The organism is Dokdonella fugitiva, assembly GCF_014138265.1.
Classification (GTDB): domain Bacteria; phylum Pseudomonadota; class Gammaproteobacteria; order Xanthomonadales; family Rhodanobacteraceae; genus Dokdonella_A; species Dokdonella_A fugitiva_A.
In genome coordinates this window covers 513,725-538,866 of record NZ_JACGXL010000002.1, presented here as the reverse complement: position 1 = coordinate 538,866, position 25,142 = coordinate 513,725, and the positions used below count along the sequence as shown (strand labels likewise).

General features: G+C 71.2%; 19 protein-coding genes. 9 read left to right on the top strand and 10 right to left on the bottom strand.

Annotated elements, in window-relative coordinates:
- Positions 1 to 76: 76 nt before the first annotated feature.
- Positions 77 to 658: an ECF-type sigma factor gene (locus FHW12_RS08505; RefSeq protein ID WP_182530573.1), complete on the top strand. Its 582-nt coding sequence runs from the start codon at positions 77 to 79 to the stop codon at positions 656 to 658.
- Positions 655 to 3,114, top strand: a complete 2,460-nt coding sequence (locus FHW12_RS08500; RefSeq protein ID WP_182530572.1) for a serine/threonine-protein kinase — start codon at positions 655 to 657, stop codon at positions 3,112 to 3,114. The genes FHW12_RS08505 and FHW12_RS08500 overlap by 4 nt, the downstream gene beginning before the upstream one ends.
- 7 nt (positions 3,115 to 3,121) lie before the next feature.
- Here FHW12_RS08500 and FHW12_RS08495 read toward each other — a convergent pair whose 3' ends face one another.
- Positions 3,122 to 4,063, bottom strand: coding sequence for a class I SAM-dependent methyltransferase (locus tag FHW12_RS08495; RefSeq protein ID WP_182530571.1), 942 nt, complete (start codon positions 4,061 to 4,063; stop codon positions 3,122 to 3,124).
- A 198-nt stretch (positions 4,064 to 4,261) separates the two neighbouring features.
- On the opposite strand from FHW12_RS08495, the gene FHW12_RS08490 reads away from it, so the two are divergent.
- On the top strand, positions 4,262 to 4,429 hold the full coding sequence (locus FHW12_RS08490; RefSeq protein WP_182530570.1) for a DUF1328 domain-containing protein: 168 nt from the start codon (positions 4,262 to 4,264) through the stop codon (positions 4,427 to 4,429).
- A 65-nt stretch (positions 4,430 to 4,494) separates the two neighbouring features.
- Here the strand turns inward: FHW12_RS08490 and FHW12_RS08485 are convergent, their stop codons facing one another.
- Positions 4,495 to 6,117: a hypothetical protein gene (locus FHW12_RS08485; protein WP_182530569.1), complete on the bottom strand. Its 1,623-nt coding sequence runs from the start codon at positions 6,115 to 6,117 to the stop codon at positions 4,495 to 4,497.
- A gap of 259 nt (positions 6,118 to 6,376) precedes the next feature.
- Here FHW12_RS08485 and FHW12_RS08480 point away from each other — a divergent pair, with 259 nt between their 5' ends.
- Positions 6,377 to 9,082, top strand: coding sequence for a protein kinase domain-containing protein (locus FHW12_RS08480; protein WP_182530568.1), 2,706 nt, complete (start codon positions 6,377 to 6,379; stop codon positions 9,080 to 9,082).
- A gap of 90 nt (positions 9,083 to 9,172) precedes the next feature.
- Here FHW12_RS08480 and FHW12_RS08475 read toward each other — a convergent pair whose 3' ends face one another.
- Together FHW12_RS08475 and FHW12_RS08470 are read right to left on the bottom strand one after the other, a co-directional pair.
- Positions 9,173 to 10,690, bottom strand: a complete 1,518-nt coding sequence (locus tag FHW12_RS08475; RefSeq protein WP_182530567.1) for a DUF2199 domain-containing protein — start codon at positions 10,688 to 10,690, stop codon at positions 9,173 to 9,175.
- Between the two features lie 228 nt (positions 10,691 to 10,918).
- A complete protein-coding gene (locus tag FHW12_RS08470) occupies positions 10,919 to 13,141 on the bottom strand; it encodes an NADP-dependent isocitrate dehydrogenase (protein ID WP_182530566.1) in 2,223 nt (740 codons plus the stop codon).
- A gap of 344 nt (positions 13,142 to 13,485) precedes the next feature.
- On the opposite strand from FHW12_RS08470, the gene FHW12_RS08465 reads away from it, so the two are divergent.
- On the top strand, positions 13,486 to 14,430 hold the full coding sequence (locus tag FHW12_RS08465; protein ID WP_182530565.1) for a DegV family protein: 945 nt from the start codon (positions 13,486 to 13,488) through the stop codon (positions 14,428 to 14,430).
- Between the two features lie 61 nt (positions 14,431 to 14,491).
- Here FHW12_RS08465 and FHW12_RS08460 read toward each other — a convergent pair whose 3' ends face one another.
- The 6 genes from FHW12_RS08460 to FHW12_RS08435 all read right to left on the bottom strand — a co-directional run bounded on the left by FHW12_RS08460 (position 14,492) and on the right by FHW12_RS08435 (position 19,524).
- Positions 14,492 to 14,980 (bottom strand): hypothetical protein, encoded by a 489-nt coding sequence (locus FHW12_RS08460; RefSeq protein ID WP_182530564.1) that lies wholly within the window; start codon positions 14,978 to 14,980, stop codon positions 14,492 to 14,494.
- A 25-nt stretch (positions 14,981 to 15,005) separates the two neighbouring features.
- A complete protein-coding gene (locus FHW12_RS08455; protein ID WP_182530563.1) occupies positions 15,006 to 15,317 on the bottom strand; it encodes a LysM peptidoglycan-binding domain-containing protein in 312 nt (103 codons plus the stop codon).
- 109 nt (positions 15,318 to 15,426) lie between these two features.
- Complete coding sequence (gene queF / locus FHW12_RS08450; protein ID WP_182530562.1) at positions 15,427 to 16,251, bottom strand: NADPH-dependent 7-cyano-7-deazaguanine reductase QueF; 825 nt, start codon at positions 16,249 to 16,251, stop codon at positions 15,427 to 15,429.
- The gene (locus FHW12_RS08445; RefSeq protein ID WP_182530561.1) at positions 16,248 to 17,738 is read right to left on the bottom strand and encodes a glycosyltransferase family 39 protein; all 1,491 of its coding nucleotides are present in this window, start codon (positions 17,736 to 17,738) and stop codon (positions 16,248 to 16,250) included. The genes queF and FHW12_RS08445 overlap by 4 nt, the downstream gene beginning before the upstream one ends.
- On the bottom strand, positions 17,735 to 18,847 hold the full coding sequence (gene zapE / locus FHW12_RS08440) for a cell division protein ZapE (RefSeq protein WP_182530560.1): 1,113 nt from the start codon (positions 18,845 to 18,847) through the stop codon (positions 17,735 to 17,737). Before zapE ends, FHW12_RS08445 begins: the two co-directional genes overlap by 4 nt.
- Positions 18,844 to 19,524: an alpha/beta hydrolase gene (locus tag FHW12_RS08435; protein ID WP_182530559.1), complete on the bottom strand. Its 681-nt coding sequence runs from the start codon at positions 19,522 to 19,524 to the stop codon at positions 18,844 to 18,846. The genes zapE and FHW12_RS08435 overlap by 4 nt, the downstream gene beginning before the upstream one ends.
- Positions 19,525 to 19,597: 73 nt before the next feature.
- Between FHW12_RS08435 and FHW12_RS08430 the strand changes: the two genes are divergently transcribed.
- The 4 genes from FHW12_RS08430 (at position 19,598) to FHW12_RS08415 (ending at position 25,114) form a co-directional block, all read left to right on the top strand.
- Positions 19,598 to 20,902 carry a right-handed parallel beta-helix repeat-containing protein gene (locus FHW12_RS08430; RefSeq protein WP_182530558.1) on the top strand — a complete coding sequence of 435 codons (1,305 nt, stop codon included), beginning with the start codon at positions 19,598 to 19,600 and terminating at the stop codon, positions 20,900 to 20,902.
- An 83-nt stretch (positions 20,903 to 20,985) separates the two neighbouring features.
- The gene (locus FHW12_RS08425; protein WP_182530557.1) at positions 20,986 to 21,549 is read left to right on the top strand and encodes an ECF-type sigma factor; all 564 of its coding nucleotides are present in this window, start codon (positions 20,986 to 20,988) and stop codon (positions 21,547 to 21,549) included.
- Positions 21,546 to 24,089, top strand: coding sequence for a tetratricopeptide repeat-containing protein kinase family protein (locus FHW12_RS08420; protein WP_182530556.1), 2,544 nt, complete (start codon positions 21,546 to 21,548; stop codon positions 24,087 to 24,089). The genes FHW12_RS08425 and FHW12_RS08420 overlap by 4 nt, the downstream gene beginning before the upstream one ends.
- Positions 24,086 to 25,114, top strand: a complete 1,029-nt coding sequence (locus tag FHW12_RS08415) for a hypothetical protein (RefSeq protein WP_182530555.1) — start codon at positions 24,086 to 24,088, stop codon at positions 25,112 to 25,114. The genes FHW12_RS08420 and FHW12_RS08415 overlap by 4 nt, the downstream gene beginning before the upstream one ends.
- The last annotated feature ends 28 nt before the right edge of the window (positions 25,115 to 25,142 follow it).

Sequence of the window (25,142 nt, the reverse complement as noted above, 5' to 3'; positions counted from 1 at the left end):
CGATGACGCGCTTGCAATCGCCGCCGCCGCGCGCGAGCCTGTGGGCCGGCTCGTGCGAGCGGCGGAGTCGCTGACCATGCACGAAAGCACCGACGACGGCGTTGGCCGCCTGCCCGCCACCGGCTGTGGTGATGAGCACCTGCGGCTCGCGCAGGCGTTCCCGCTCGTCTACGACGAGCTGCGCCGCATCGCGCATCGGGCCTTGCTGCGCGCGAGCGGCGGAGCGACGCTGTCGACGACGGCGCTCGTCAACGAGGCTTACGTCAAGCTCGCAGGGAACGCGGCACTGGCACTGCAGGACCGCACGCATCTGCTCGCGCTGTGCACGCGCGCGATGCGCCAGATCATGGTCGACCACGCCCGTCGTCGCCACGCCGAAAAGCGCGGCGGAGGCGGTGGCGGCGCGCTCCCTCTCGGCGCGATCGAAGCAAGCGCCGGTGATCGACCGGAGGTGATCGTCGCACTCGACGAAGCGCTGACCGCGCTCGCCGAACGCGACCCGCGCCTCGTACGCCTGATCGAATACCGCTTGTTCGGCGGCCTCGACAGCACGCAGGCCGCGGCGCTGCTGGGGCTCACGCCGCGCAGCGTGCAGCGCGAGTGGCTGCGAGCGCGCGCTTGGATCGGCCATGCACTTGCACTCGAGGCGAACGAATGAGCCCGTGGCCCGACGCGGCGCGCTGGCGAGCGCTCGACGCGGCCTTGCGCGTCTTGCTCGAGCTAGAGGCGGATGCACAGGCGGCGTGGCTCGCGCGCCACTGCGCGACGCAACCCGATCTCGCGGACGAGCTGCGACGGCTGCTCGGGCACGCGCGACGCGCCGGTCCGCTTGAGGCGCTCGACGCGGCGCGCCTGCTCGACGAAGCGCTCGATGCCGCGCGACCGGCCGCGATCGAAATCGGCGGCTGGCGATTGTGGCAACGCATCGGCGCAGGCGGAATGGCCGAAGTATTCCTGGCCGAACGCGTGCACGACAGCGTGCGGCAAGTCGCCGCGTTCAAGCTGATGGCGGTCGGCTTCGCCTCGCCCGCGCTGCGCATGCGCTTCCTGCGCGAGCGCGCGATCCTCGCGCGGCTGACCGATGCGCGCATCGCGCGCTACCTCGATGGCGGTATCGCCGCGGACGGGCGGCCGTGGCTCGCGCTCGAATACGTCGACGGCCTGCCGATCGACCGCTACTGCATGCAGCATGCACTCGACCTGCGTGCTCGCGTCGAGCTCTTCCGCGACGTCGCCGGCGCCGTCGCGCACGCACACCGACATCTCGTCGTGCATCGCGACATCAAGCCGTCGAACGTGCTGGTCAGCCGCGACGGGCAGGTCAAGCTGCTCGACTTCGGCATCGCCAAGCCGCTGGACGAGGACGGCGACGTGACGCAGGCGAGTGCGCGCCTGCTCACGCCCCACTACGCGAGTCCGGAGCAGCTGCGCGGCGAGCCGGCGAGTACCGCCACCGATGTCTTCCTGCTCGGCTTGCTGTTGTACGAGCTCGCCTGCGACGAACGTCCTTTCGCGACGTACGACGGCGACCGCGTCGCACTCGAGCGCGCGCTCTGCGAATGCGAATCCCCGCGGCCTGCCGACGTGCTCGAGCGCAGGCGCAGCGCCGGCCACGTCACATCGGTCGCGCCGCGCGCGTTGCGCGGCGACTTCGAACGGATCGTGTCGCACGCTTTGCAGAAGGAACCGGAGCAGCGCTACTCGTCGGTCGACGCGTTCGATCGCGACCTCGTCGCCTGGTTCGCCGGCGAGCCGATCGCCGCGCGCGCGGCGACGTGGGGCGAACGCGCAGGCGCGCTGGTGCGGCGCCACCGCCTCGTCGCGGCCGCGGTCGCGGGCGCGCTCGTGGTGTCGTTCGCCTACGCCGGCGCGCTGGTCGCGCAGAACCGACAAGTTCGGGCGCAGCGCGACGCCGCGCGCATCGAGGCCGCCAAGGCTGCCGCCACCCGCGACTTTCTCGTCGAACTGTTCGAGCAGGCCGACCCTGCCAAGTCGGAGGGCGAGAACCTCAGCGTCGGCAAGGTGCTCGACGCCGGCAGCGAGCGCATCGCCGGCGCCTTCCCATCGCAACCGCGCGTGCGCGCGGATCTGCTCTACACGATCGGCCGCGTCCATCACGCGCTCGGCAGCCATTCACGCGCCCGCTCCCTGCTCGAACAGGCGATCGACCTTCAACGCGGCTTCGGCGGCGTCTCCGACGACCTCGCCCGCGACCTGACCGAACTCGCCGCGATCGAGCGCGACGACAGCCACCTCGATCGGGCGATCGAACGCGCTCGCGAAGCGGTGCGCGCGGCCGGCGACGGCGGCGGCAATGCCGCTGCTCTGCACGGGCTCGGCATCGCCCTGTCGATGCGCGACGCCGGCGACTATGCCGAAGGCGTCGCCGTGTTCGACCGCGCGATCGCCGCCTACCGTCGGCAGCAGCCGCCCGATCCGCTCGCGCTCGCCGAGGCGCAGGCCGATCGCGCGGGGCTCTACATGCATCTCGGTCGCGTCGACGAAGCGGAGGCAGCGCTACGCGCTTCCCTCGCCGTGATGGCACCGCGCCTCGGCGACCGGGCGCCCGGTGTGACCGCGGTGCTCTACAACCTCGCGCGACTGCAGGAACAGCGTGGCGACTACGCGGGCGCGGCCACGGATTTCGCGCGCGTGATTGCCGCCGAAAGCACGGTTTTCGGCGCCGACAGCGTCGATGTCGCGATCGATCGCACGCGCCTCGCCTACGCGCAGTCCGGGCAGCGGCGATACGAGCGGGCAGCGGTCAGCTTCGCGGCCGCGCTCGCGGTACTGCGCGCGAAGCTCCCTCCCGACCACAAGCGGATCGCGGAGAACCTCATGGGCTACGCGGAGGCGCTCGTCGAACTGGACCGCGTCGACGAGGCGACGCGAACGATCGACGAGGCGCTGCGCATCCTCGCGCGGCATTTCGGCGACGACGACTGGCGCATCGCCGAAGCGCGCCGCGTGTTGGCTCGCGCATGGCATGCGAGTGGGCGCAGCGACGAAGCACGACGGCTGCTGCAGCGCGCGGGCGCCGTGCTGCTGCAGCAGCCGGCGCCGTACCCGGAACGCTACCGCGCGACGCTCGCCGTCGTGGGAGCGCCGCATTGAACGCGCGTCAGTGCTTCTGTGCCTGGTCCGGCTGGCGGAAGATCGTGTCCGGGCCGGGCTTGACGAACTTCAGCGTCATGCGGTCCGACTCGCCGATCGCGAGGTACTTGTCCTTGTCCTTGTCGCCGAGCTGGAGCGTCGGCGGCAGCGTCCACACGCCCTTCTCGTAGTCCTTGGTGTCCTTCGGGTTGGCGTTGATCTCGCTCGTCGCGACGAGCTTGAAGCCGGCGTCGGTGGCGAGCTTGACGACCATCTCCTGCGGCAGGTAGCCCGAATCCTTGATCTTCTCGAACTCGGCACCCGGCGCGGCGCGATGGTCGGTCACGCCGAGCACGCCGCCCGGCTTGAGCACGTCGAAGAACGCCTTGAACTTCGCCTCGGCGCTGCCGCCGACGGCCCAGTTGTGCACGTTGCGGAACGTGACGACGACGTCGGCCGAACCCGGCGCGCCGAGCACCGGCGCCTGGCCGTCGAACTCGACCGTCTTCGCCTCGCCGTAGCGCTCCGCGTCCGCGGCGAAGCGCTGCTCGAGCTTCGCCTTGTCGGTCGCGGCTTCGCCGTCGGGCTTGTTCGGCTTGGCGACCGCGGCGATGTAGGTGCCGTTGCCCTTCATGAGCGGCGCGAGGATCTCGGTGTACCAGCCACCGCCCGGGGTGATCTCGATGAGCGTGTCGCCGGCCTTGAGGCCGAAGAACTCGAGCGTCTGCTTCGGATGACGGTACTGGTCGCGCGCCTTGTTCGCGGCCGAACGCCAGTCGCCGGCGAGGATGCCGTCGAGCTTCGCGCCGAGCAGCTCGTTCGCGCTTTGCGGCGGCGTCGGCTGCGCGGGCTGGTCGACCGGTGCGGGCGCAGCCGGCTTCGGCGTCGCGGCGACCGGTGCGGTCGATTCGTTCGAACCGCAGGCGGCGAGCGCGAGCGCGAGTGGGATGAGGCAGGCGAGCTTGTTCATGGCGTTCCTCGGGTCTTGATCGGGCACGGATTCTCGGGTGCGCGAGGTTAGCACAGCGCCCTCGCGACCACGCCCGTCCACGCGCTGAACGGTGGCCTGCGCGGGTCACCACGCATTCACGCGCGGCGCTCCACCGTGGAGCCGCGAACGACGCCGCGCGCCGCGGCGACCGCACGGAAACCCTGCAAGGAGAACCGCATGTTGTACTACGCCATCGTCTTTCTGGTGATCGCGCTCATCGCGGGCGTGCTCGGCTTCGGCGTCATCGCCGGCACCGCGGCATCGATCGCGAAGATCCTGTTCCTCGTCTTCCTCGTGCTGTTCGTCGTCTCGCTGGTCATGGGGCGACGCGGGCCGGGCGTGTAGCGCGCGCGACGGAAGCCGGTCGTGATGCGCGCCGCATCCGTGCTGGCGCGCACCGCGACCGGGGGCTAGCCGTCGTAGCCGTTGCGGAAAATGAGATCGACGGGATTGGAGGGGATCGCCATCACGCGCACGTTGCCGTAGGTCGCAGCGTTGACTTGTACGAGCACGCTGCCGTCGGCGCCCGCCCACGAATCCACGCCGGCGCCGTACAACGCCGGACCGGAGTCATCGAACGAAAAACTGCTGACCGTGTCGGCGACGATGCCCGACGAGGTCGGGATCGACACGCTCTGCCCGGCCGCGAGGATGCGGCGCGGCGCGGCGCCGCGCTTGAGCAGCCACAGCGCGTATTCGCTGTTCGGATTGGTGTACGCGGAAACGATGATGTCGCCATTGGAGAGGATCGCGCGGGCGTAGAAGCTCGACCAGCTGCGTCCCGATTCCGGACCATAACTGCCGGGCAGGTCGAACAAGGCGACCAGTTCCGGCGTACCGCCGGCCTGGACGCGCCAAAGCCCTTCCGGCGTGCCGCCGTCGCCGGTGCGTACGGTGGCGGTGAACGCGCTCCACTCGCCCGCGCTCATCAGGGAGCCGGTGTCGAACGAACTCCAGGTCGCATCGAGCCAATGCGGGCCCCAGGTGCCGCTCGCGTCGTTCATCGCGAGCGCGCGGTTGCTGGCACCGTCGTTCCAGAACAGCCCCGCGCGGCTGCTGTCGCCCGAAGTCGGACGGAAGTTGGCGAAGAAGTAGACATTGCCTTCGTTGCCCGGTCGCGGCGTGGTGAATGAGCTGGTGAACTGCGCGGTCGCGACGCCGATGTCGGGACCGAGCGCATCGGTGCGGCCGGTCGCCGCGCGCGCGCGCGGCGCGCCGTTGCAGACTTCCCAGATGCCGTCGCCGCTGCTCGCGCTGAACGCGCCGTAGACGCGATTGCCGGGTGTCACCGCCAGCGCATTGAAATCCCAGGCCGTGTCGAAGGTGTCGCCCGCGACCAGGTTCGGCGCGAGATCGCGCGAGGTCGAGTTGCGCAGCATGCACGGCTGGTTCGCCGCGCCCGGCAGCGACTGCACGAGCAGGCGGTTGACCTGGCTGGTCGGCGAGGTCACGTCGGCATTGATGAGGGCGCGACCGCCGCTCATCGCGCGGACGCCGAAGGAGACGCCGGCCGCGTACGTCCAGTCCAGGCCCATGCCCGGGCCGAGCGTGCCGTCGGTGAGCACGCGCGCGATCTCGACGTTCTTCTGCTGGTCCCAGCGCCATACGCCCCAGGTCGCGTTGACGGTGTCGGCCGGGTTGCCGGCCTTGGCGACGAACACGCGCTGGCCGTCGAAGCCGGCTGCGCCGAAACCGCTGCTGTAGTCGAGGAAGACGTGCGCGGCTTCACCACCGCTGCGGCCCGGGCCGAGCACGCCGGTCACGCCTTCCTTCATGTACTGCGCCCATGCGCCCTGCTTGTACGCCCAGTAGCCGGCGTAGTTCGACGAGCTCATGCGCACGCCGACGCGGCCGCCGCCGGCATCGCTGAGCACGACGTCGCCGTAGGAGCGCGCCACGCTCGGCAGCCCCGGCACGACGACGCTCGAGTTCGTGCCGATCACCGCGCGCCAAGGCACGGTCTGCGCAAGGGCGCACGGCGCGGCGAGGACGAGACTGATGGCGAGGCCCAGGGGAACGAGGCGGGGATTCATCGTGAACGGCTCCTTGGAAGACATTGCTGAACGAAAACGGCGCCGCATGCGGCGAGCCCGATGCGACGACGGGCGCGGAGCGTAGAGCAATGCGTCGCACATGGGGTTACGCCAGCACCACGGTTCGGTAACGGATCGTCCACGCGAGGCGATTTCGCGGCGGCACCGACACTCGCGGCGCGAGAACCGGGTCGTGTACCCTGCACGCCCGGCCTCGCCGATGCCTTCGGTGTCGCGGCCTGCGCTTCCCCGTCGCCGCATGCAAGACCCCGATCGCACCGAACCGCACTGCTACCGCTACCGTTTCGGCAGCGCCGAATTCGACGAAGCCCGCTTCGAGTTGCGCGTCGCCGACCTCCCGGTCGAGGTCGAACGCCGCGCGCTCGACGTGCTCGGCTACCTGCTGCGCCACGCCGGCGAGGTCGTCACCAAGGAAGAACTGCTGCGCGAGGTGTGGGCCGGGCGCGTGACCGTCGACAAGGTGCTGCCGAACGCGATCGCCAAGCTGCGCCGCGCGCTCGGCGAGGCGAACGCGGAGCGGCTCGTGACGCAGGCACGCATCGGCTACCGCCTCGACGGCGAGGTCGCGCGCGTCGCGACCGGCCGCCGCATCGACAGCCGGCTCGACCTCGCGCCCGGCCGGCCGGTGCCCGGGCGGCCGAACTTCACCCTGCGCCGCCAGCTCGGCGCCAACCGCGGCAGCGAAGTCTGGCTCGCCGAGCAGGCGAAGACGCACGTGCTGCGCGTCTACAAGTTCGGCGCCGACGGCGAGCGCCTGCGCGCGCTCAAGCGCGAGGCGACGCTCGCGCGCGTGCTGCGCGAAAGCCTCGACGAGCGCAGCCGCTTCGTCGACATCATCGACTGGAACTTCGAGAACCCGCCATTCTTCCTCGAATGCGAGTACGGCGGCGACAACCTGCTCGAATGGTCGATCGCGTCGCTCGGCGCGACCGGCATCGATGCGCGCCTCGCGCTGTTCCTGCAGGTCGCCGACGCGGTCGACGCCGCGCACGGCGTCGGCGTACTGCACAAGGACTTGAAGCCGGCGAACGTGCTCGTCGACGACCGCGACGGAACGCCGCACGTGCGCCTGACCGATTTCGGCAGCGGCCACCTCGTCGATCCCGAGCGGCTCGCCGAGCTCGGCATCACGCGCCTCGGGCCGGCCACCGCACGCGATGTCGCGACCGACTCGACCGCGGGCACCGCGCTGTACGTCGCGCCGGAACTGTTCGCGGGGCAGGCGCCGACCGTGCGCAGCGACGTCTATTCGCTCGGCGTCATGCTCTACCAGCTGCTCGCCGGCGACCTCGCACGGCCGATGGCGTCCGGCTGGGAACGCGACGTCGACGATGAATTGCTGCGCGAGGACATCCGCCTCGCCACCGACGGCGAGCCGCAGCGCCGCCTCGCCAGCGCGGCCGAACTCGCCGCACGCCTGCGCAGCCTCGCGGCGCGGCGCGACGCACGCACGGCGTCCGCGCAGGCCGAACGACGCGATCGCGAGGCGCGCGAGGCGCTCGCGCGCAGTCGCGCGCGTCGTCCCTACGCGATCGCGCTGCTCGGCGCGCTCGCCGCCGGCCTCGTCGCCGCGCTCGGCCTGTGGCTCGCCGCGTCGCGCGCGCGCGACGACGCGCAGCGCGAACTCGCGCGTGCGAACGCGATCAACCGCTTCCTCAACGAGGACCTGATCGGTCGCTCGAACCCGCTCGTGCTGTCCAAGGGCGGCGACGCCTCGCTCAAGGACGTGCTGCTCGGCGCGCGCGCGCGCATCGCGACGCGCTTCGCCGGGCAGCCGCTGACCGAAGCGTCGATCCGCACCAGCCTCACGATGCTGCTCAACATGATCGAGCGCCTGCCCGAGGCCGAGGAGGAGGCGCGCCGCGCGTTCGCGCTGTACGAGCGCGAGGAAGGCGAAGCGAGCCTCGACGCGCTGAAGGCGCGCACCCTGCTCGCGCGCCTGCTCACGCGCATCGGCAAGTTCGACGAGTCGCTCGAGCACCTGCACGCGCTCGATCGCCTGGTCGGCGATTCGCAGGATCCGCAGCGGAGCTTCCTGCGCGCGTCCGCCTGGGGCATCTATGCGATGAACCGCGGCGACTACGCCAAGGCGCTGCCGGAATACCGCACCGCGATCCCGCTGCTGCGCGCGACCGATCCCGACAACGTCACCTTGCGCGATTCGATGCGCATGGACCTCGTCGGCGCACTGACCCAGACCGGCCACCTCGACGAGGCGCGCGCGGAAGGCGAGTCCCTCATCGCCGAGGCGCGAACGCGTGCCGACGACAACGGGCTGGTGATCGCGTTCGCGCAGGCCGCGGTCGCACGCACCTACACGCAGGGCGGCGATCCGGCGAAGGCGCAGCAGCAGTTGATCGAAGCACAGAAGACGATCGTCGAGCGCCTCGGCGAGGACCACACGCGCAATCTCATGGTGCTGAGCGACCTGTTCGACGTCGCGATGAAGCAGCGCGACTGGCCACACGCGCTCGACTACGCGCGACGCGTGCACGAAGCCTTCCGCAAGCGGCTCGGCGCCGACCACAACGTCACCGCCGTCACGCTCGCGAACTGGGGCCAGGCGCTGTACGAATCCGGCGATGCGCGCGACGCAGCGGCGAAGTTGCAACCCGCCCACGACAAGCTCGCCGCCCAGCTCGGCGCGAAGAATCCGCAGAGCCAGGTCGCCGGCTTCTGGCTCGCCGCGACCGAGATCGAACTCGGTCGCGTCGACGACGCGACGCGCGGACTCGACGCGCTCGACCCTGCTGCGCTCGAAGCCGGCGCCGGCGACGGATTGTGGACGTTCCGCCTCGATGCGCTGCGCGGTCTCGCACTCGCCAAGCGCGGCGATCGGGCGGCGGCGGAACCGCTGTTGCGCGCGGCGCTCGCGGGCTTGCGCGACGCTACGGAAACCCTGCGCGATCGTGCCGAGCGTGCGCTGAACGCAACCGGCGCGTGACGCGGGGCACTGGCGCGCAGGCGAGCACGTGATCGGCGCGGATGAGTCCGAATGACGTCGCATGCAGACGTCATGACGACGCAGCAGGGCTCAATCGTGCGGCACGAGCGCGAGCAACCGCCGCGGCAGGTCCGCGGCGAGGCCGTCGCGCTGCATCTTCGCGAGCGGGTGATCGGTGTCGTGGTCGAACTGGAACTCGGGGCGTTCGCCGTCGTCGCGCTGGCGCACGGACACTTCGAGGCCGAGCGTCGACTCGGGCAGGAACAGCAGGTCGTTCGCGAGCAGGCCGCGTGCACCGCGCTGCAGGCGCCGCTCGGCTTCTTCGCGGCCGTCGATCTCGCGCGTGCCGAGGCTCGGATCGAGGCGTTCGATCCACACGCCGAAGCGGTACGGCGTGCTCGCGCCGTCGACCGCGACGGGCAGCAGGCCGCGCAGGAAGTGGCGCCGACCGTCGAGCAGCAGGTCGTCGCCGTCGCCCTGCACGCGATGGCGCCATTGCCAGCGCGACATCGTCGCCAGCGCGTCGGGGAAGCGATGGCTGATCTCGAGGTCGCCGTGCACGCGGCCGCAACTCCCGCAAGCGCGGTCGGCCGGGGCCGGCGGCGCGGCGACGCGGCGCGCGCTCGCATCGGCGAGCCATCGGCGCTGGCGCCACGCACGCCGATGGCCGGCGAGGCGCGGCTCGCGGTCCCACACGCCGAGCATCGCCTGCAGCGCGCGTCGGTACAGCGGGTGCGCGCGCGCAGCGTCGCGGCCGAGCACGACGCGATCGTCGTCGGGACGCCACGGCATCTCGTCTTCGTCGAGCACGCGCACGCCACTGCGCGAGCCGCGCTGCGAATGGCGCACGCCGATCATCACGCTGCGTTCGCCGTCGTCGAGGGTGACGGTCGAATCGACCGCGCCGAACGCGCCTTCGACGAAATGCACGGTGTATGCGCCGAGCGGCGCACGCTTGTGCGCGAGCAGGCCGTAGCCGACGTGGTAGACGCGCCCGCAGCAGGTGCAGGCGTCGCCGCTGTCGTCGCTCATCGGGATCACGCGCAGCGCGCGCGTGTCGAAGGCGCGCCACAGTTGCGGATAGCGCTGCTCGAGGATCTCCGGATGCGTCCAGCGCACGTTCGCGACCGGCCCGTCCGCGTACAGCGGATCGAGGTGCCAAGCCGGTGCGGCGACGGCCTCGTAGAGATCGCTGTCGAAGCGCGTCTCGTAGATGCGCTGCGCGGTCTCCAGCACATCGTCGTACATCGGCCGGCGGCGCCGGCCGAACAGGCGCCGCGTGAGCGCGGCGATCACCGCGTCGGGATCGTCCTGCGCGCGGCGCGCGACGTGCTCGCCCTGCAACAGGAGCCAAGCGGCGAAGCCGTCGTAGTCGTACGGGTCGAGCGGTTCGTGCACGAGACCGGCCGCCGCCCACAACGCCGGCGTGCGCAATTCGGCGAGCGCGAGGTCGAAGCCGCGCTGGAAATCCTCGAGCTGCGCCGCGGACATGCGCAGCAGCTCGCGCCGCAGCGCGGCTTCGACGCGCCGCGGTTGCTGGCGTGGCGCATCGAGGCGATCGACCGCGTCGAAGAACGCGCGCGTCGCATCCGCCGTTGCCTTGCCCATCGCGCTCTCCCCCGAGTGCGTCCCTGCGGCGAACGGTAGTCGGCGCCATGCGCCTTGGTCCACCCCTCTCACCGTCAATGAGCCTTGCGGCGTCGTGCCCGCGAAAGCGGGCACCCATTTTCCCGTTTCCCTCGAACCGGACGGTGGATTCCCGCTTGCGCGGGAATGACGTCGTTCAAACCCGCCGCGTGCGGCCCTCCATGGACGCACGCCTCGTCACCGCCGTGCTCAGAGCGTGGCGAGCGCCGCGTTCAACGTTGCGCTGGGGCGCATCGCGCGGCTGGCCTTGCCGGAATCGGCATGATAGTAGCCACCGATGTCGACCGGCTTGCCCTGCGCACCGTTGAGTTCCGCGACGATCTTCGCCTCGGCGTCGGCGAGCGCGCCAGCGAGCGGCGCGAACTTCGCCTTCAGCGCCGTATCGTCGTCCTGCGCGGCGAGCGCCTGCGCCCAGTACAGCGCAAGATAGAAGTGGCTGCCGCGGTTGTCGAGCTCACCGACCTTGCGCGCGGGCGAACGGTTCTCGTCGAGGATGCGGCCGTTCGCCTGGTCGAGCGTGCGCGCGAGCACGCCGGCGGCGGCGTTGCCATGGCGCTGGGCGAGGTGCTCGAACGACGCGGCGAGCGCGAGGAATTCGCCGAGCGAATCCCAGCGCAGGTAGTCCTCCTGCAGGAACTGCTGCACGTGCTTCGGCGCGGAGCCGCCGGCGCCCGTCTCGAACAGGCCGCCGCCGGCCATCAGCGGCACGATCGACAACATCTTCGCGCTCGTGCCGAGCTCCATGATCGGGAACAGGTCGGTGAGGTAGTCGCGCAGCACGTTGCCGGTGACCGAGATCGTGTCCTCGCCCTTGCGGATGCGCGCGAGCGAAAGGCGCATCGCGTCGACCGGCGCGAGGATCCGGATGTCGAGGCCGTGCGTGTCGTGGTCCTTCAGGTACTTCTCTACCTTGCGGATCAGCTGCGCGTCGTGCGCACGCTTGGCGTCGAGCCAGAACACCGCGGGCGTGTTGCTGAGGCGCGCGCGCGAAACCGCGAGCTTGACCCAGTCCTGCACCGGTGCGTCCTTGGTCTGGCACATGCGGAAGATGTCGCCCGCCTCGACCGGTTGCTCGAGCAGCACGTGCTCCGCGTCGTCGGTGACGCGCACGACGCCGGCGGCGGCGATCTGGAACGTCTTGTCGTGCGAGCCGTACTCCTCGGCCGCCTGCGCCATCAGGCCGACGTTCGGCACGCTGCCCATCGTCGCCGGATCGAATGCGCCGTGCGCCTTGCAGTCGTCGATGACCGCTTCGTAGATGCCGGCGTAGCAGCGGTCCGGGATCACCGCCTTGGTGTCCTGCAGCTTGCCTTGCGCGTTCCACATGCGGCCGGAGTCGCGGATCATCGCCGGCATCGACGCATCGACGATGACGTCGCTCGGCACGTGCAGGTTGGTGATGCCCTTGTCCGAGTTGACCATCGCGATCCCCGGACGCGTCGCGTACTGCGCGCGCAGGTCGGCCTCGATCGCGGCGCGCTGGTCCGCCGGCAGCTTCGCGATGCGCGCGTCGAGATCGCCGATGCCGTTGTTCGGGTCGAAGCCGACCTGCTTCAGCGCGTCCGCGTGTTTCGCGATCACGTCGGCGTAGAACTCGCCGACCGCGACGCCGAACATGATCGGGTCGGACACCTTCATCATGGTCGCCTTGAGGTGCAGCGAGAACAGCACGCCGCGGGCCTTCGCATCGGCGATCTGCGCGTCGATGAACGCGGCGAGCGCGGTGCGGCTCATCACCGCGGCGTCGATGATCTCGCCGGCCTTGAGCGCTGTCTTCTCCTTGAGCACGGTGCTCGAGCCGTCCTTGCCGAACCAGGCGATCTTCACCGTGGTCGGCTGCCCGACCGTGGTCGACGTCTCGCTGCCGTAGAAGTCGCCGCCGTCCATGTGCGCGACGTGCGTCTTCGAATCGGCGCTCCACGCGCCCATCTTGTGCGGGTGCTTGCGCGCGTAGTTCTTCACCGACAGCGGCGCACGCCGGTCGGAGTTGCCTTCGCGCAGCACCGGGTTCACCGCGCTGCCCTTGACCTTGTCGTAGCGCGCCTTGGCGTCCTTCTCGCGCGCGTCCTTCGGCTCGTCCGGGTAGTCGGGCAGCGGCCAGCCCTGCGCCTGCAGTTCCTTGATAGCGGCCTTGAGCTGCGGCACCGAGGCGCTGATGTTCGGCAGCTTGATGATGTTCGCCGCGGGCGTGGTCGCGAGGCGGCCGAGCTCGGCGAGATCGTCGGCGACCTTGCGCTCGCCGAGCAGGTCGGGGAACTGGGCGAGGATGCGCGCGGCGAGCGAGATGTCGCGCGTCTCGACCGCGACGCCGGCGGTGCGCGCGAACGCCTGCACGATCGGCAACAGGGATTGCGTGGCGAGCCACGGCGCTTCGTCGGTGAGCGTGTAGATGATCTTCGGACTGTCGGACATGGGGCGGGATCAACCTCGTCGTGGCGTCGCGCCGCGGGGCGGCGGCGCGGATGTCGAATGGGAACGCCGCCGGATGCGTCGAACGACGCGAACCCGGCGGCAAGCCGCCCATTGTCGCGCGTTCGGCGGCGCCGATGAAGCCGGGCGCCCGACCGGCGGCCTCCATACGACACCGTCCGGAGCGCACCGCGCCGGGCACCGGCAGTGCGCAGTGAGGGATTTTCACGCTGCGCTGCACGATCCTTGCAAGGGCATCGCCATGCTAAGTTTGGAGCGCGGCTCCGACGCGCCGCCGATCGGTCGATCGGGGATACGGCGCACGGCGACGTCGTGGAGGACCTGCTATGCGCATCGGTTTCGTGGTGGATTCGGCCTGTGACCTGCCCGGTGACTACCTGCATCGGCACGGCTTCACGATCCTCCCGATCACCACGCGCATCGACGAGGCGACCCTCGTCGACGATCGCGACCCCGCGGTGCGCCAACGCTTCCTCGACGAGGACCTCGGCACGCGCGCGCACGCGGCGGAGACCGAGCCGTTCGGTGTGGAGGAGATCCGCGACCTGTTCCTGCGCCGCCTCGTGGTCGACTACGACTGCGTGTTCTGCATCACGATCGCCTCTTCGCGCAGCGGCATCCATGCCAACGCGAGCAAGGCGAGCTTCGCGATCCTCACCGACTACCGGCCGATCCGCCGCGAGGCCGGCGTGTCCGGCCCGTTCCTCATGCGCGTGATCGATTCGGAGAACCTGTTCGCCGCGACCGGCGTGACCGCGGTCGAGGCGGTGCGCCTGCGCGAAAGTGGCATGAATCCGGGGCAGATGCGCGAGCGCCTGGAATACATCGCGCACAACACGTTCGGCTACATGATCGTGCGCGACCTCTACTACATGCGCGCACGCGCGCAGAAGAAGGGCGATCGCAGCGTCGGCTGGTTCAGCGCCGCGCTCGGCACCGCGCTCGACATCAAGCCGCTGCTGCGCGGCTATCGCAACACGACCTCGCCGGTGGCGAAGGTGCGCGGCTTCGACCACGGCGCCGAAACGCTGTTTGCCTACGCCGAGAAGCGCGTGCGCGCGGGCCTGCTCACGCCGACCGTGTGCGTGAGCTACGGCGGCAAGCTCGACGAGCTCGACGCGCTGCCCGGCTACGCCTCGCTCAAGCAGACCTGCGCCGGACACGGGGTCGAGGTATTCGAAGCGCCGATGAGCGTGACCGGCATGGTCAACGTCGGTACCGGCGCGGTCACGATCGGCTTCGCCGCGCCCGAACACGAGTTCGGCAGCTGACGAAAAAGAAAGGGCGCGATCGCTCGCGCCCTTCCGTTCGCAGCCATGACGGCGATGCGCGTTACTTGACCGAGAAATCCTTCGACGCCACGGACGTGCCGTTGAGCGAGATCTCGACCTTGTAGTTGCCGGCCGGCCAGCCATCCGGCTTGCTGATGTGGAAGCTCGTCACGGCCGGGCCGTTCGGCGCGATCGTCTGGCTCGACTCGTTGACGGTCTGGCCGTCCTGGTACGTCCACTTCGCGTTGAGCACCGCGTTCGGCGCCGTGCCGGTGGTCGACACCGCGGCGTAGATCGTGTCCTTCGGCGTGAACGCCGTCGTCGGCGTCGTCACCTTCTGGTCCGGACCGACCGCGGAGCCGAGGTCGACCGAGGCGACTGCGACCGGCGCGGGTGCCGGCGCAGCCGGCGGCGGCGGAGCCGGGGTCGAAGCGGCCGGCGGAGGCGGCGCCGGTGCCGGAGCGGGTTCTTCCTTCTTGCCGCAAGCGGACAGCGCGAATGCGCCGGCGATCGCGGCGATCAGGGTGAGCTGACTGCGTGGCTTGATCATCGTCGTTCCTCCAGGGTGTCGGGCGTCAATCGTTGTCTGCGGGGATCTTCAGGACCTGTCCCGGCTTGATCAGGTCCGGATCGTCGAGCTGGTCGCGATTCGCATCGAAGATCTGCTTCCAGCGGTTCGCGCTGCCGTAGAAGTGCTTGGCGATCTTCGACAGGCTGTCGCCCTTGACGACCGTGTAGGTCTGCGTGGCCGGTGCCACGATCGGCGCGGTCGATTGCACGCCGGACTGCACGTTGCTGAAATCCGCTTTCGGTGCCGGCGGCGGCGCGGTCGACTGGCCGCCGCCCTGCACGTTGGAAAAATCCGGCTTCTTCGGCTCGTTGGCCATCGTCCGCTCTCCTCTCCGTTGCAGGACCCGCACATTACACCCCATCGCGCTTAACCGCGAATGAGTGCAGGCTCGCTCGCATGCGTTACAAATTGCATCGCGCGGACGGCTACTGGCGGGCGCCGCGCGGATTCGTCGCGGTGGCGCCGGTGCTCGCGCGCCAGGGATTGATGTCGAGCCCGCCGCGGCGTGTGTAGCGCGCGTAGACCTCGAGCGCGGCCGGCGCGCAACGATGGGTGACGTCGACGAAGATGCGCTCGACGCACTGCTCGTGGAAACCCGCGTGCTCGCGGAACGACACGAGGTAGCGCAGCAATCCGTCGCGCGCGATGCGCGGGCCGCGGTAGCGGACCTGCACGCTGGCCCAGTCGGGCTGGCCGGTGACCGGGCAGTTCGACTTCAGCAGGTTCGACACGAGCGTCTCGGCGACGGGCGCGCCGTCCGCGCGAAGGTGGGCCGGGTTCGGCGGACCGTAGTCGTCGACGTCGAGCGCGAGGTCGTCGATCGATTCGCCGTCGAGCTCGTGCAGCGCCAGCGCGGCGAAGCGCGCGGACGGCAGCAGGGTGACCTCCACCGCCGCGCCCGCGGCCGCGGACAGGTCGTGCACGAGGCGTTCGCGCATCGCGTCGATCGAGGCGAGCCGCTCCTGGTTGTAGCTGTTGAGGTAGAGCTTGAACGACTTCGATTCGACGATGTTCGGCGACGACGCCGGCACGCGGAACTCGGCCAGCGCGACCTCGGGCTTGCCGCGCGCGTCGAGCCAGGACAGTTCGTACGCGTTCCAGACATCGACGCCGTCGAACGGCAGGGTCGCGCCGAGGCCGAGTTCGACGCGGCCGATCGCACGTGCGATCGGGAACAGCAGGCCGGGATCGTAGCGGCTCGCGTAGGCGACGCTGCGCCCGAGGGGTCCATGGCTGCCGGTGGCGGTCATGGCGGCAGCATAGCGTGCGCGTCGGCGCGCCACGCGCAATCGTCGCTGAGCTGGGCGAGCGCGGCGTAGCCGCGCACGTCGACGATGCGGCGCCAGCCGACGCCGTAGGCGACGAGCGCGCGTTCGAGTTCGGGGCGCAGCTCGGGCGAGACGAGCAGCAGGCGACAGCCTTCGCGCTCGCGCAGTTCGCTCGGCAGGTCCTGCGCCTGCGCCTGCGGCGGCTCGTCGGACAGGTCGAGCCGCTCGATCTCGCTGCCGAGGTAGAAGCGCAGGCCGAAGCGCGGCGCTTCCTCGACGAACGCGACTTCGGCCGGCCGTGGCGACAGTTCGCGATCGATCGCCTGCGCGAGCGCGCGGTCGTCGGCGTCGACGTCGAGCCGCGCGGGCAAACCACGCAGGCCGACCATCGCGATGCACCAGGCGCCGAGCAGCGCGAGCTGCCAACGCCGCGGCGTCCACGGCGCGAGTTCGCGCGCGGCAACCAGTGCGATCGGCGCGAACAGCGGCAACACGTACAGCGGCAGGCGCGAACGCGCGAGCATGAACACGATGAGCGGCAGCAGCAGCCAGCACGCGAGCAAGCGCAGCTCGGCGTCCGCGCGCACGTGCGCGACGACATCGCGGCGATGGCGCCAGGCCGCGCCGAGCAGCAGCGGCAGCCACGGCAAGGTGCCGAGCAGCAGCGTCGGCACGTACACCTTGAACGCGCCGTACCATGCGGCATTGCGGTGCATCTTGTCGCTGGCGACGCGGTTGACGACTTCCTCGACGAGGAAGTAGCGCATCACGCCCGGCTCCTGCCAGGCGACGATCGCGTACCAGCTGCCGCCGACCACGAGGAACAACAGCAGCGCGTCCCAGCCGAAGGTGCGCCGCAGGCCGCGCGTGCCTTCGCTCCAGCCCGCGAACGCGAGGCAGGCCGCGAACGCGAGCAGGCCGGGCGGCCCCTTGGTGAGGAAGGCGAGCGCGAGCGCGAGGCCGAGCAGCCGGCGCGCGCGGCGGGATTCGCGCGCATCGGCGGCCCACCAGAGTTCGACGAAGGCGACGACCTGGAGCGTTTCCCACAGCGCGAGCAGGCTGTCGGTCGTGACGAGGTTGGACGCCGCGGACGGGAACGCGAACGTCGCGTAGACGAGCGCCGGCAGCCACGGCTGCGCCGGCACGAAGCGTCGGCCGAGGCGCCCGAGCAGGAGGATCGTCGCGGCGAACGCGAGCGCGCCGGGCAGGCGCGCGGCGAACTCGGTGTGGCCGAACGCGCCGACGCTCGCCGCGATGCTCCAGTAGGTGAGCGGCGGCTTCGACCAGTGCGGCACTTCCGGGTGCAGCATCGGATGCAGCCAGTCGCCGTCGTCGAGCATCATCAGCGCGACGTCGGTGTAGCGGCCCTCGTCGGGCGAGTAGAGCGGGCGCACGCCCTGCAGCAGGCACGCGTACAGCACGATCGCGAGGACGACGAGCGCGGCACGCAGGCGCGGCGACGCGCTCATGGCCGGTGTTCCCGTGCGAGGTAGTCTTCGCTCTGCATCTCGATGAGGCGCGATTCGGTGCGCGCGAACTCCGCGCGCAGGCGCTCGCCGTCGTAGAGGTCGACGATCGGCGCCGCCGCGGACAGCACCAGGTTCACGCCGCGATCGTACACCTCGTCGACGAGCTCGACGAAGCGCCGCGCGGCGTCGTCGGTCTGCGGGGTGAACTGCGGGACGTTGGAGACGAGCAGCGTGTGGTACGCGCGCGCAAGCTCGATGTAGTCGGCGACGCCGCGCGGCCCCTCGCATAGCGCGGCGAACTCGAACCAGATCGCGCCATTGGCCTCCGCGCGCACCGGGATCGCGCGATCGTTGAGGGCGAGCTCGAAGTCGCGCCGCACGTCACCGTGCGCGACGCGCTGGAACGCCGCCTGCAGCGCGCGCTCGGCCGGCGCGCCGGGCGGCGTGTAGTAGACCGGCGCCTGCTTGAGCGCGCGCAGGCGCCAGTCGGTCGCCGAGACGAGCTCGATCTCTTCGCAATGCTGCTCGAGCAGGGCGATCGCGGGCAGGAACCGCTCGCGCTGCAGGCCGTCCTTGTAGAGGTCGCGCGGCGGCGTGTTCGAGGTCGTGACCAGCACGACGCCGCGCTCGAACAGCGCGCGCAGCAGGTTGCCGAGGATCATCGCGTCGCCGATGTCGCCGACGAAGAACTCGTCGAGCACGAGCACGCGCAGTTCGGCGGCGAGGCGCGCGGCGACGTCGACCAGCGGATCGCTGCGCCCCTCGAGCATGCGCAGTTCGGCCTGCACGTCCTGCATGAAGCGATGGAAGTGCACGCGCCGCTTGCGCGCGGTCGGCAGCGCGGCGCAGAACAGCTCGGTGAGGAATGTCTTGCCGCGGCCGACGCGACCCCACAGGTAGATGCCGCGTGGTGCCGGCGGCCGCTCGCCGCGCAGACGCTGCCAGAGCGATCGCTCCGGCGCGTGCGCGAGTTCCGCGGCGAGGCGATCGAACGCGGTCAGCACCGCGAGCTGGGCCGGATCGGCCTGCCATTCGCCCGCCGCGACGCCGCGGCGGTAGCGCGCGCCGGGCGTGGCGTCGGCGCCGGCGTCGGTACCGGCTTCGCTCATGCGCGCGTCGGTGGCAGGTTCGGCGCGAGCGCGTTCTTCAGCGCGCCGCGCAGATCCATCAGCCGGCGATGGAAGAAGTGGCCCGTCTCGGGCATGCGGATCAGCTGCGGCGGTGGTTGCAGCGCCTCGGCCCAGGCGAACACCGCGGGCGCATCGACGATCTCGTCGTCCTCGCCCTGCACGACCAGCCATGGGCAGGTCGGAGCACCGATCATCGAGAAGTCCCAGCGGCCGACCGGCGGCGCGATGAGGATCAGCTGGGCCGGATCGAGGCGCGACGCCGCGCGCAAGGTGACGTAGCTGCCGAACGAGAAGCCGGCGAGCCAGAGCGTGTCGCCCGGGCGCTGCGCGCGCAGCCAGGTACCGATCGCGACGAGGTCGTCGGTCTCGCCGACGCCTTCGTCGTGCACGCCCTCGCTGTGCCCGACGCCGCGGAAGTTGAAGCGCACCGTCGCGAGACCGAGTTCGAGCAGCGCCCGCTCGGTGATCGTGACGACCTTGTTGTGCATCGTGCCGCCTTGCAGCGGATGCGGGTGCGCGATGATCGCGACGCCGGCCCGCGGCGGTGCCTCGGTCGGCAGCGTGCAGGCGAGTTCGATCGCGCCGGCGGGCCCCGGCAGCAGCAGGCTGGACGACCCGGTCGGGAACGCCGGGCCGGTGGCAGGGAGGTCGTTCATGCGCGAATGATACGTGGATGGCGTTTGCGTCATCCATTTGCGTACTACCGGATGCCCACCGAGGAGCATCCACATGCACGCCCGCCTGCCGATCGCCATCGTCCTTGCCGCTGCCTGCGTGGTCGCGCGCGGCGCGACCTTCACCGCGAACCAGGAAGCCGACCTGCCCGACCTCATTCCCGGCAACGGCTTCTGCAACGTGTTCCCGCAGCCGGGGGCGGGACCGTGCACGCTGCGCGCGGCGATCATGGAAACGAACGCGCTCGCCGGCGCCGACACGATCGACCTGCTCGCCGGGTTCCACTACACGCTCGACCGCGAAGGCCAGGGCGACGACACCGCCGCGCTGGGCGACCTGGACATCAGCGACGACCTCACGATCCGCTTCTTCGCCTCGGGCGAACGCCCGGTCGTGTCCGCCGCCGGCATCGACCGCGTGTTCGACGTGATCGCGGGCAACGTGACCCTGCTCGGCTTCACGATCTCCGGCGGCGCCGCGACGAGCGCCGCGGCGACGTCGGGTGGCGGCGTGCTCGTGCGCTCCGGCGCCGGTTCGGTCGATTTCATCCTCATGCAGGTCTCGGGCAACACCGCCGAGCTCGGCGGCGGCCTCTACAACGCCGGCGCCGACACGCGCGTGAGCGGCTCGGTCTTTCGCAACAACATCTTCCGCGGCGACAGCACGGCGACGCCGTCGGGCAGCGCGATCCGCAATCGCGGCAACCTCGAAGTCTCCTACAGCGTGATCCACCACAACAGCGGCGTGCCGATCAGCCTGCCCGACGCGCCGTCCGGCACGTTCACGCCGACCGCGAACGCGATCGACAGCGAGCCGCTCGGCGCCGGCTCCGGTTCGGTGCGCATCGCCAACACGACGTTCTTCCACAACACCGGCACCGCGATCAACATCGACGGCGGCGACCTCGAACTGTCGAGCGTGACGATCGCCGGCAACACCGAACGCGGCCTCGGCATGAGCGACGGCAGCGTGCTCATGCACAACACGATGATCGCGCACAACGGACTCGCCGACTGCGCGATCGCCGGCGGCGTCGCGACCGACACGAACCGCTACAACCTCGATTCCGACGATTCCTGCGCGCTGTCGGGCGGCGGCTCGAACCATGTCGGCGTCGATCCGCAGCTCACGCCGCTCGCCGACCACGGCGGACCGACGCCGACGATCTGGCCGGCGCCGAACAGCGTCGCGATCGACCACGGCCATCCGCTGTTCAGCGCGACCGGCTGCGAGGACGACGACCAGTCGCTCGCCGACCGCCCGGTCGACTTCGACGGCGACGGTGCCGCGCTGTGCGACATCGGCGCGGTCGAGCTGCAGGGCGACGTGATCTTCTTCGAACCATTCGACCGCATCTGAGCCGGCGCCGCGTGCGCAGCGCGACCGCCCGCGCGACAATCGCCGGCGTGCCCGCCGCGCCGCGGCGGGGCGCGGGCCTTGCCATGGGGACGAGCGACGCCGAACTCGCCGACCGCCTCGCCGATGCCGGCTACGGCGACGCGCGCGACCTGCGCGTGCTGCTGCCGCAGGTCTACGCCGAATTGAAGCGGATCGCGCACCGCCAGCTGTTCCGCCGCCTGCCCGGCGCGACGCTGTCGACCACCGTGCTCGTGCACGAGGCCTACGCACGCGTCGCCGCGCACGGTGCCGACGCGCGGCTCACGCGCGAGCATTTCCTCGCGCTGTCGGCGCGCGTCATGCGCCAGATCGTGATCGACCATGCGCGGGCACGCACGAGCGCCAAGCGCGGCGGCGGCCACGCGCCGGTCGACCTCGCCACGGCCGACGCGCACGACGCGACGCTCGACGACGCACTGCTCGCGCTCGACGACGCGTTCGCGCTGCTCGAGCGCGTCGATCCGCGCCTGCTGCGCCTGATCGAGCAGCACTGGTTCATCGGTCTCGACAGCGACGAGCTGGTCGAACTCACCGGCCTGTCGCTGCGCACGGTGCAGCGCGAGCTCAAGCGCGCGAAAGCCTGGATGGCCGAGCTCATGTCGCCATGAACGCGCACTGGAACGCCGAACGCTTCGGCCGTATCGACGCGCTGCTGCAGCAGGCGCTCGAGCTCTCGGGCGAACCGCGCGCACGTTTCCTCGCCGCGCTCGACCCGCCGAGCGCGGCGACGCTCACGGCGCTGCTCGCCGCGGCCGAGGCGCCGCGCGATGCGCTCGCCGACGCGCTCGACGCGCGCGTCTGGGGCGCGCTCGCCGACGACGCGGCCGCGGGCGAGCGCTTCGGCGCCTGGCGCGCTGTCGGCACGCTCGCGCACGGCGGCATGGCGCGCGTCCTGCTCGCCGAACGCGCGGACGGCGCGTTCCAGCAGTGGGCCGCGATCAAGTGTCCGTGGCCGGGCATCGTTGCCGCCGGGCTCGCCGCACGCTTCGAGCAGGAGCGGCAGATCCTCGCGCGCCTCGAGGAAGCGCGCATCGCGCGCCTGCTCGACGGCGGTGTGCGCGGCGACGGCACGCCATGGCTCGCGCTCGAATACGTCGACGGTGTCGCGATCACGACCCATTGCGACGAGCGCCGCCTCGGCCTCGCCGCGCGCCTCGCGCTGTGGTCCGACGCCGCCGCTGCGGTCGCCGCCGCGCATCGCCAGCTCATCATCCACCGCGACCTCAAGCCCGCCAACGTGCTGGTCAGCCGCGACGGTGCGGTCAAGCTGCTCGATTTCGGCATCGCCAAGCTGCTCGACCCGCAGGGCTTCCCGCACGCGGCACCGGCGACGCTTGGCGATGCGCGCGCGCTCACGCGCGAGTACGCGAGCCCGGAGCAGGTGCGCGGCGACGCGGTCACGACCGCGAGCGACGTCTACCAGCTTGGCCTGCTGCTGCTCGAACTCGCGACCGGCGTGCAGCCGTACCGCACCGCTGGCACGAGCCCGGCGGAGTGCGAGCGTCGCATCCGCGAGGACGACGCCCCCGCGGCCTCGGCGCTCGCCGCGCGCGGCGCCGACGCGGCAGGGCGCGCGGTCCTGCGCGCCTCCGCGCCGAACGCGCTCGCGCGCCGCCTGCGCGGCGATTTCGACGCGATCGTGCGGCGCGCGCTCGCCCGCGCCGCGGGCGAGCGCTACGCGACGGTCGACGCGCTGCGCGAAGACGTCGCGAACTGGTGCTCCGGGCGACCCGTGCGTGCGCGGCGCGGTGCGCCGCTGCAGCGCGCGCGCCAGTGGTTGCGTCGGCACCGCGTGCTCGCGCTCGGCATCGCCGCCGTCGCCGCGTTCGGCGCGGCCTACCTGCAGGCGGTGGTGTCGCAGTCGCGTCGGCTCGAACAGGAGGCTTCGATCAACCGCGCGCTGCGCGACTACCTCGTCGGCTGGTTCCAGACCGCCGACCCCGCCGACGTGAAGTCGAATGATCCGCGCGCGAGCCAGATGCTCGCCGACGGGCTCGCCAACGCGCGCCGCGACCTCGACGCGCAACCGGAACTGCAGGCCGCGGTGATCGGCCTCATCGGCGAGGTCTACATGGCGCGCGGCGAGTACGCGCTCGCCGAGCCGCCGATCCGCGAGGCGCTCGCGCTGCACGCGTCGCTGCCCGACCTCGCGCCCGAGTGGCGCGGCGCGAGCAAGGCGAGCCTCGCGACCCTGCTGCATTTCAGCGGGCGCTACGCCGAAGCCGAGGAGCTGTTCCGCGACGCGCTCGACGAACGCGTCGCCGCGATCGGCGAGAACGCGCGCTGGACGCTGTCGACGCGCCACTACTACGGCGACCTGCTGCACAGCCGCGGCCGCTACGACGAAGCCGGCGCGCAGCTCGCGCGCGCGCTCGACGGCGCACGCGCGACCGTCGGCGACGCCGATCCGCTCACGCCCGCGATCGCGCGCAACCTCGCCGACGTGCGGCGCGACGCGGGCCGCTACGACGAAGCCGAACGGCTCTACCGCACGGCGATCGCGACCCAGCTCGGGGCGCACGGCGAGACGCACCCGAACACGATCGCGAGCCACCTCGGCTACGGCCGCCTGCTGCTCGACCTCGGTCGCTACGACGAGGCCGCTGCGCAGATCGAGCCCGCGTTCGCGCTGCTCGCGAACGCATTCGGCACGACGTCGCCGGCGATCACGTACTGGGAGCGCGTCGTCGCCGAGCTCGACGAGGCGCGCGGCGCGTTCGACGACGCCGCGCGGCGCGTCGAACGCATCGACGCCGACCTGCGCGGCCGCGTGCCCGATGGTCATCTCATCCACGGCTACACCGCGCTCGACGCGGGCTTCGTCGCGCTCGCGCGCGGCGACGCGTCGGCAGCGGCCGAACATTTCGCGCGCGCACGGCGCGTGTTCGACGGCGTGCAGCCGCTCGGCCATCCGCGTCGCATCGAGGCGGCGCTCGGCGAGGCGCTCGTCGCGCAACGACGCGGCGACGCGGCGCGCTCGATGCGCTTGCTCGACGAGGCGCAAGCACAGGCGCGTGCGCAGCTTGCGCCCGGGCACCGCCTGTTCGCCGCGCTCGCGCTCGCACGCGGTCCGGCGCCCGCCACCGTGGCGCCGGGACTCGCGCCGCTGCGCGTGCAGCGCGCGCTCGCATCGGGAGGTTCGCCATGAACACCGCACGTACGCATCCACGCCTGCGCCTGATGTTCGTGCTCGTTGCCGTGCTCGCCTCGGGCGGCGTGCATGCGGGTGGCGCCCCGCTGCCCGATCTCGTGCTGCGCGACGGCTTCGAACGGCCCGAATCGGCCGACATCGCGCCGATGTCGGACGAGTTCGACTCGCCCGCGACGCTCGGCAACTGGCACCGCATCTGGCGCGAGGAATACTGGGGGCGCGACCCGCTCGAGCAGTTCGACATCGGCTCTCCGCTCGCGGGCTGGATCACGTTCGTGCCGTGGACGAGCACGTGGTACGAGGACTACGTCGGCGAGCTCGCGTTCCAACCCGTCAGCGGCGACTTCGTCGCGACGACGCGCGTGCGCGCGCGTGCGCGTGGCGGCAACGCCGCGCCGGGCGGCACGCACGGGGGCGCGGCCGGCTCGGAGTTCTCGCTCGCGGGCATCCTCGTGCGTGCGCCGCACGAGGACGTCGCCTGTTGCGATTCGTCGTGGTGGCAGCCGGGCGGGGAACGCTACGTGTTCCTCTCGTTCGGCGCGGCCGACCAGCCCGGCACGTACCAGCTCGAAGCGAAGACGACGCGTGCGGCGATCGCGCCCGAGACGCACAGCGTGTCGAACCTCGAGATCGCCTCCGCGCAGGCCGACGAGGAGGAACTGCGCGTCGCGCGCATCGGTGGCGCATTGCTGCTGCTCGTGCGTGATCCCGGCGCGTCGTGGATCGTGCACCGCCGTTACCGGCGCGACGATTTCCCGCTCGCGCTGCAGGTCGGCATGACCGTCTATACCGATTGGGCGATCGCTTCGACGTATCCGTATGCCGAGCACAACCGCACGCGCATCGAGCATGCGTGGCTCGACGCGCAGGTGCCCGCGGATCCGGACCTGCGCGCGCAGTTCGACTACTTCCGCTTCGAGCGTCCGGTCGTTCCCGCTGCGCTCGCGGGGCTCGACCTCGCCGATCCCGGCGCGGTCGGCGACGCCGAACTGCTCGCGTTCCTCGGCGATCCCCTGCCCTGACGTCGCCGCGATCCACATTGATGCGATT

Coding starts and splice junctions, on each gene's coding strand:
- FHW12_RS08470 (WP_182530566.1), bottom strand. CDS start 13,141: ATGTCCGACAGTCCGAAGATCATCTACACGCTCACCGACGAAGCGCCG.
- FHW12_RS08485 (WP_182530569.1), bottom strand. CDS start 6,117: ATGAATCCCCGCCTCGTTCCCCTGGGCCTCGCCATCAGTCTCGTCCTC.
- FHW12_RS08435 (WP_182530559.1), bottom strand. CDS start 19,524: ATGAACGACCTCCCTGCCACCGGCCCGGCGTTCCCGACCGGGTCGTCC.
- FHW12_RS08420 (WP_182530556.1), top strand. CDS start 21,546: ATGAACGCGCACTGGAACGCCGAACGCTTCGGCCGTATCGACGCGCTG.
- FHW12_RS08460 (WP_182530564.1), bottom strand. CDS start 14,980: ATGATCAAGCCACGCAGTCAGCTCACCCTGATCGCCGCGATCGCCGGC.
- FHW12_RS08425 (WP_182530557.1), top strand. CDS start 20,986: ATGGGGACGAGCGACGCCGAACTCGCCGACCGCCTCGCCGATGCCGGC.
- zapE (WP_182530560.1), bottom strand. CDS start 18,847: ATGAGCGAAGCCGGTACCGACGCCGGCGCCGACGCCACGCCCGGCGCG.
- FHW12_RS08495 (WP_182530571.1), bottom strand. CDS start 4,063: ATGAACAAGCTCGCCTGCCTCATCCCACTCGCGCTCGCGCTCGCCGCC.
- queF (WP_182530562.1), bottom strand. CDS start 16,251: ATGACCGCCACCGGCAGCCATGGACCCCTCGGGCGCAGCGTCGCCTAC.
- FHW12_RS08430 (WP_182530558.1), top strand. CDS start 19,598: ATGCACGCCCGCCTGCCGATCGCCATCGTCCTTGCCGCTGCCTGCGTG.
- FHW12_RS08455 (WP_182530563.1), bottom strand. CDS start 15,317: ATGGCCAACGAGCCGAAGAAGCCGGATTTTTCCAACGTGCAGGGCGGC.
- FHW12_RS08480 (WP_182530568.1), top strand. CDS start 6,377: ATGCAAGACCCCGATCGCACCGAACCGCACTGCTACCGCTACCGTTTC.
- FHW12_RS08475 (WP_182530567.1), bottom strand. CDS start 10,690: ATGGGCAAGGCAACGGCGGATGCGACGCGCGCGTTCTTCGACGCGGTC.
- FHW12_RS08465 (WP_182530565.1), top strand. CDS start 13,486: ATGCGCATCGGTTTCGTGGTGGATTCGGCCTGTGACCTGCCCGGTGAC.
- FHW12_RS08415 (WP_182530555.1), top strand. CDS start 24,086: ATGAACACCGCACGTACGCATCCACGCCTGCGCCTGATGTTCGTGCTC.
- FHW12_RS08445 (WP_182530561.1), bottom strand. CDS start 17,738: ATGAGCGCGTCGCCGCGCCTGCGTGCCGCGCTCGTCGTCCTCGCGATC.
- FHW12_RS08490 (WP_182530570.1), top strand. CDS start 4,262: ATGTTGTACTACGCCATCGTCTTTCTGGTGATCGCGCTCATCGCGGGC.
- FHW12_RS08505 (WP_182530573.1), top strand. CDS start 77: ATGCACGAAAGCACCGACGACGGCGTTGGCCGCCTGCCCGCCACCGGC.
- FHW12_RS08500 (WP_182530572.1), top strand. CDS start 655: ATGAGCCCGTGGCCCGACGCGGCGCGCTGGCGAGCGCTCGACGCGGCC.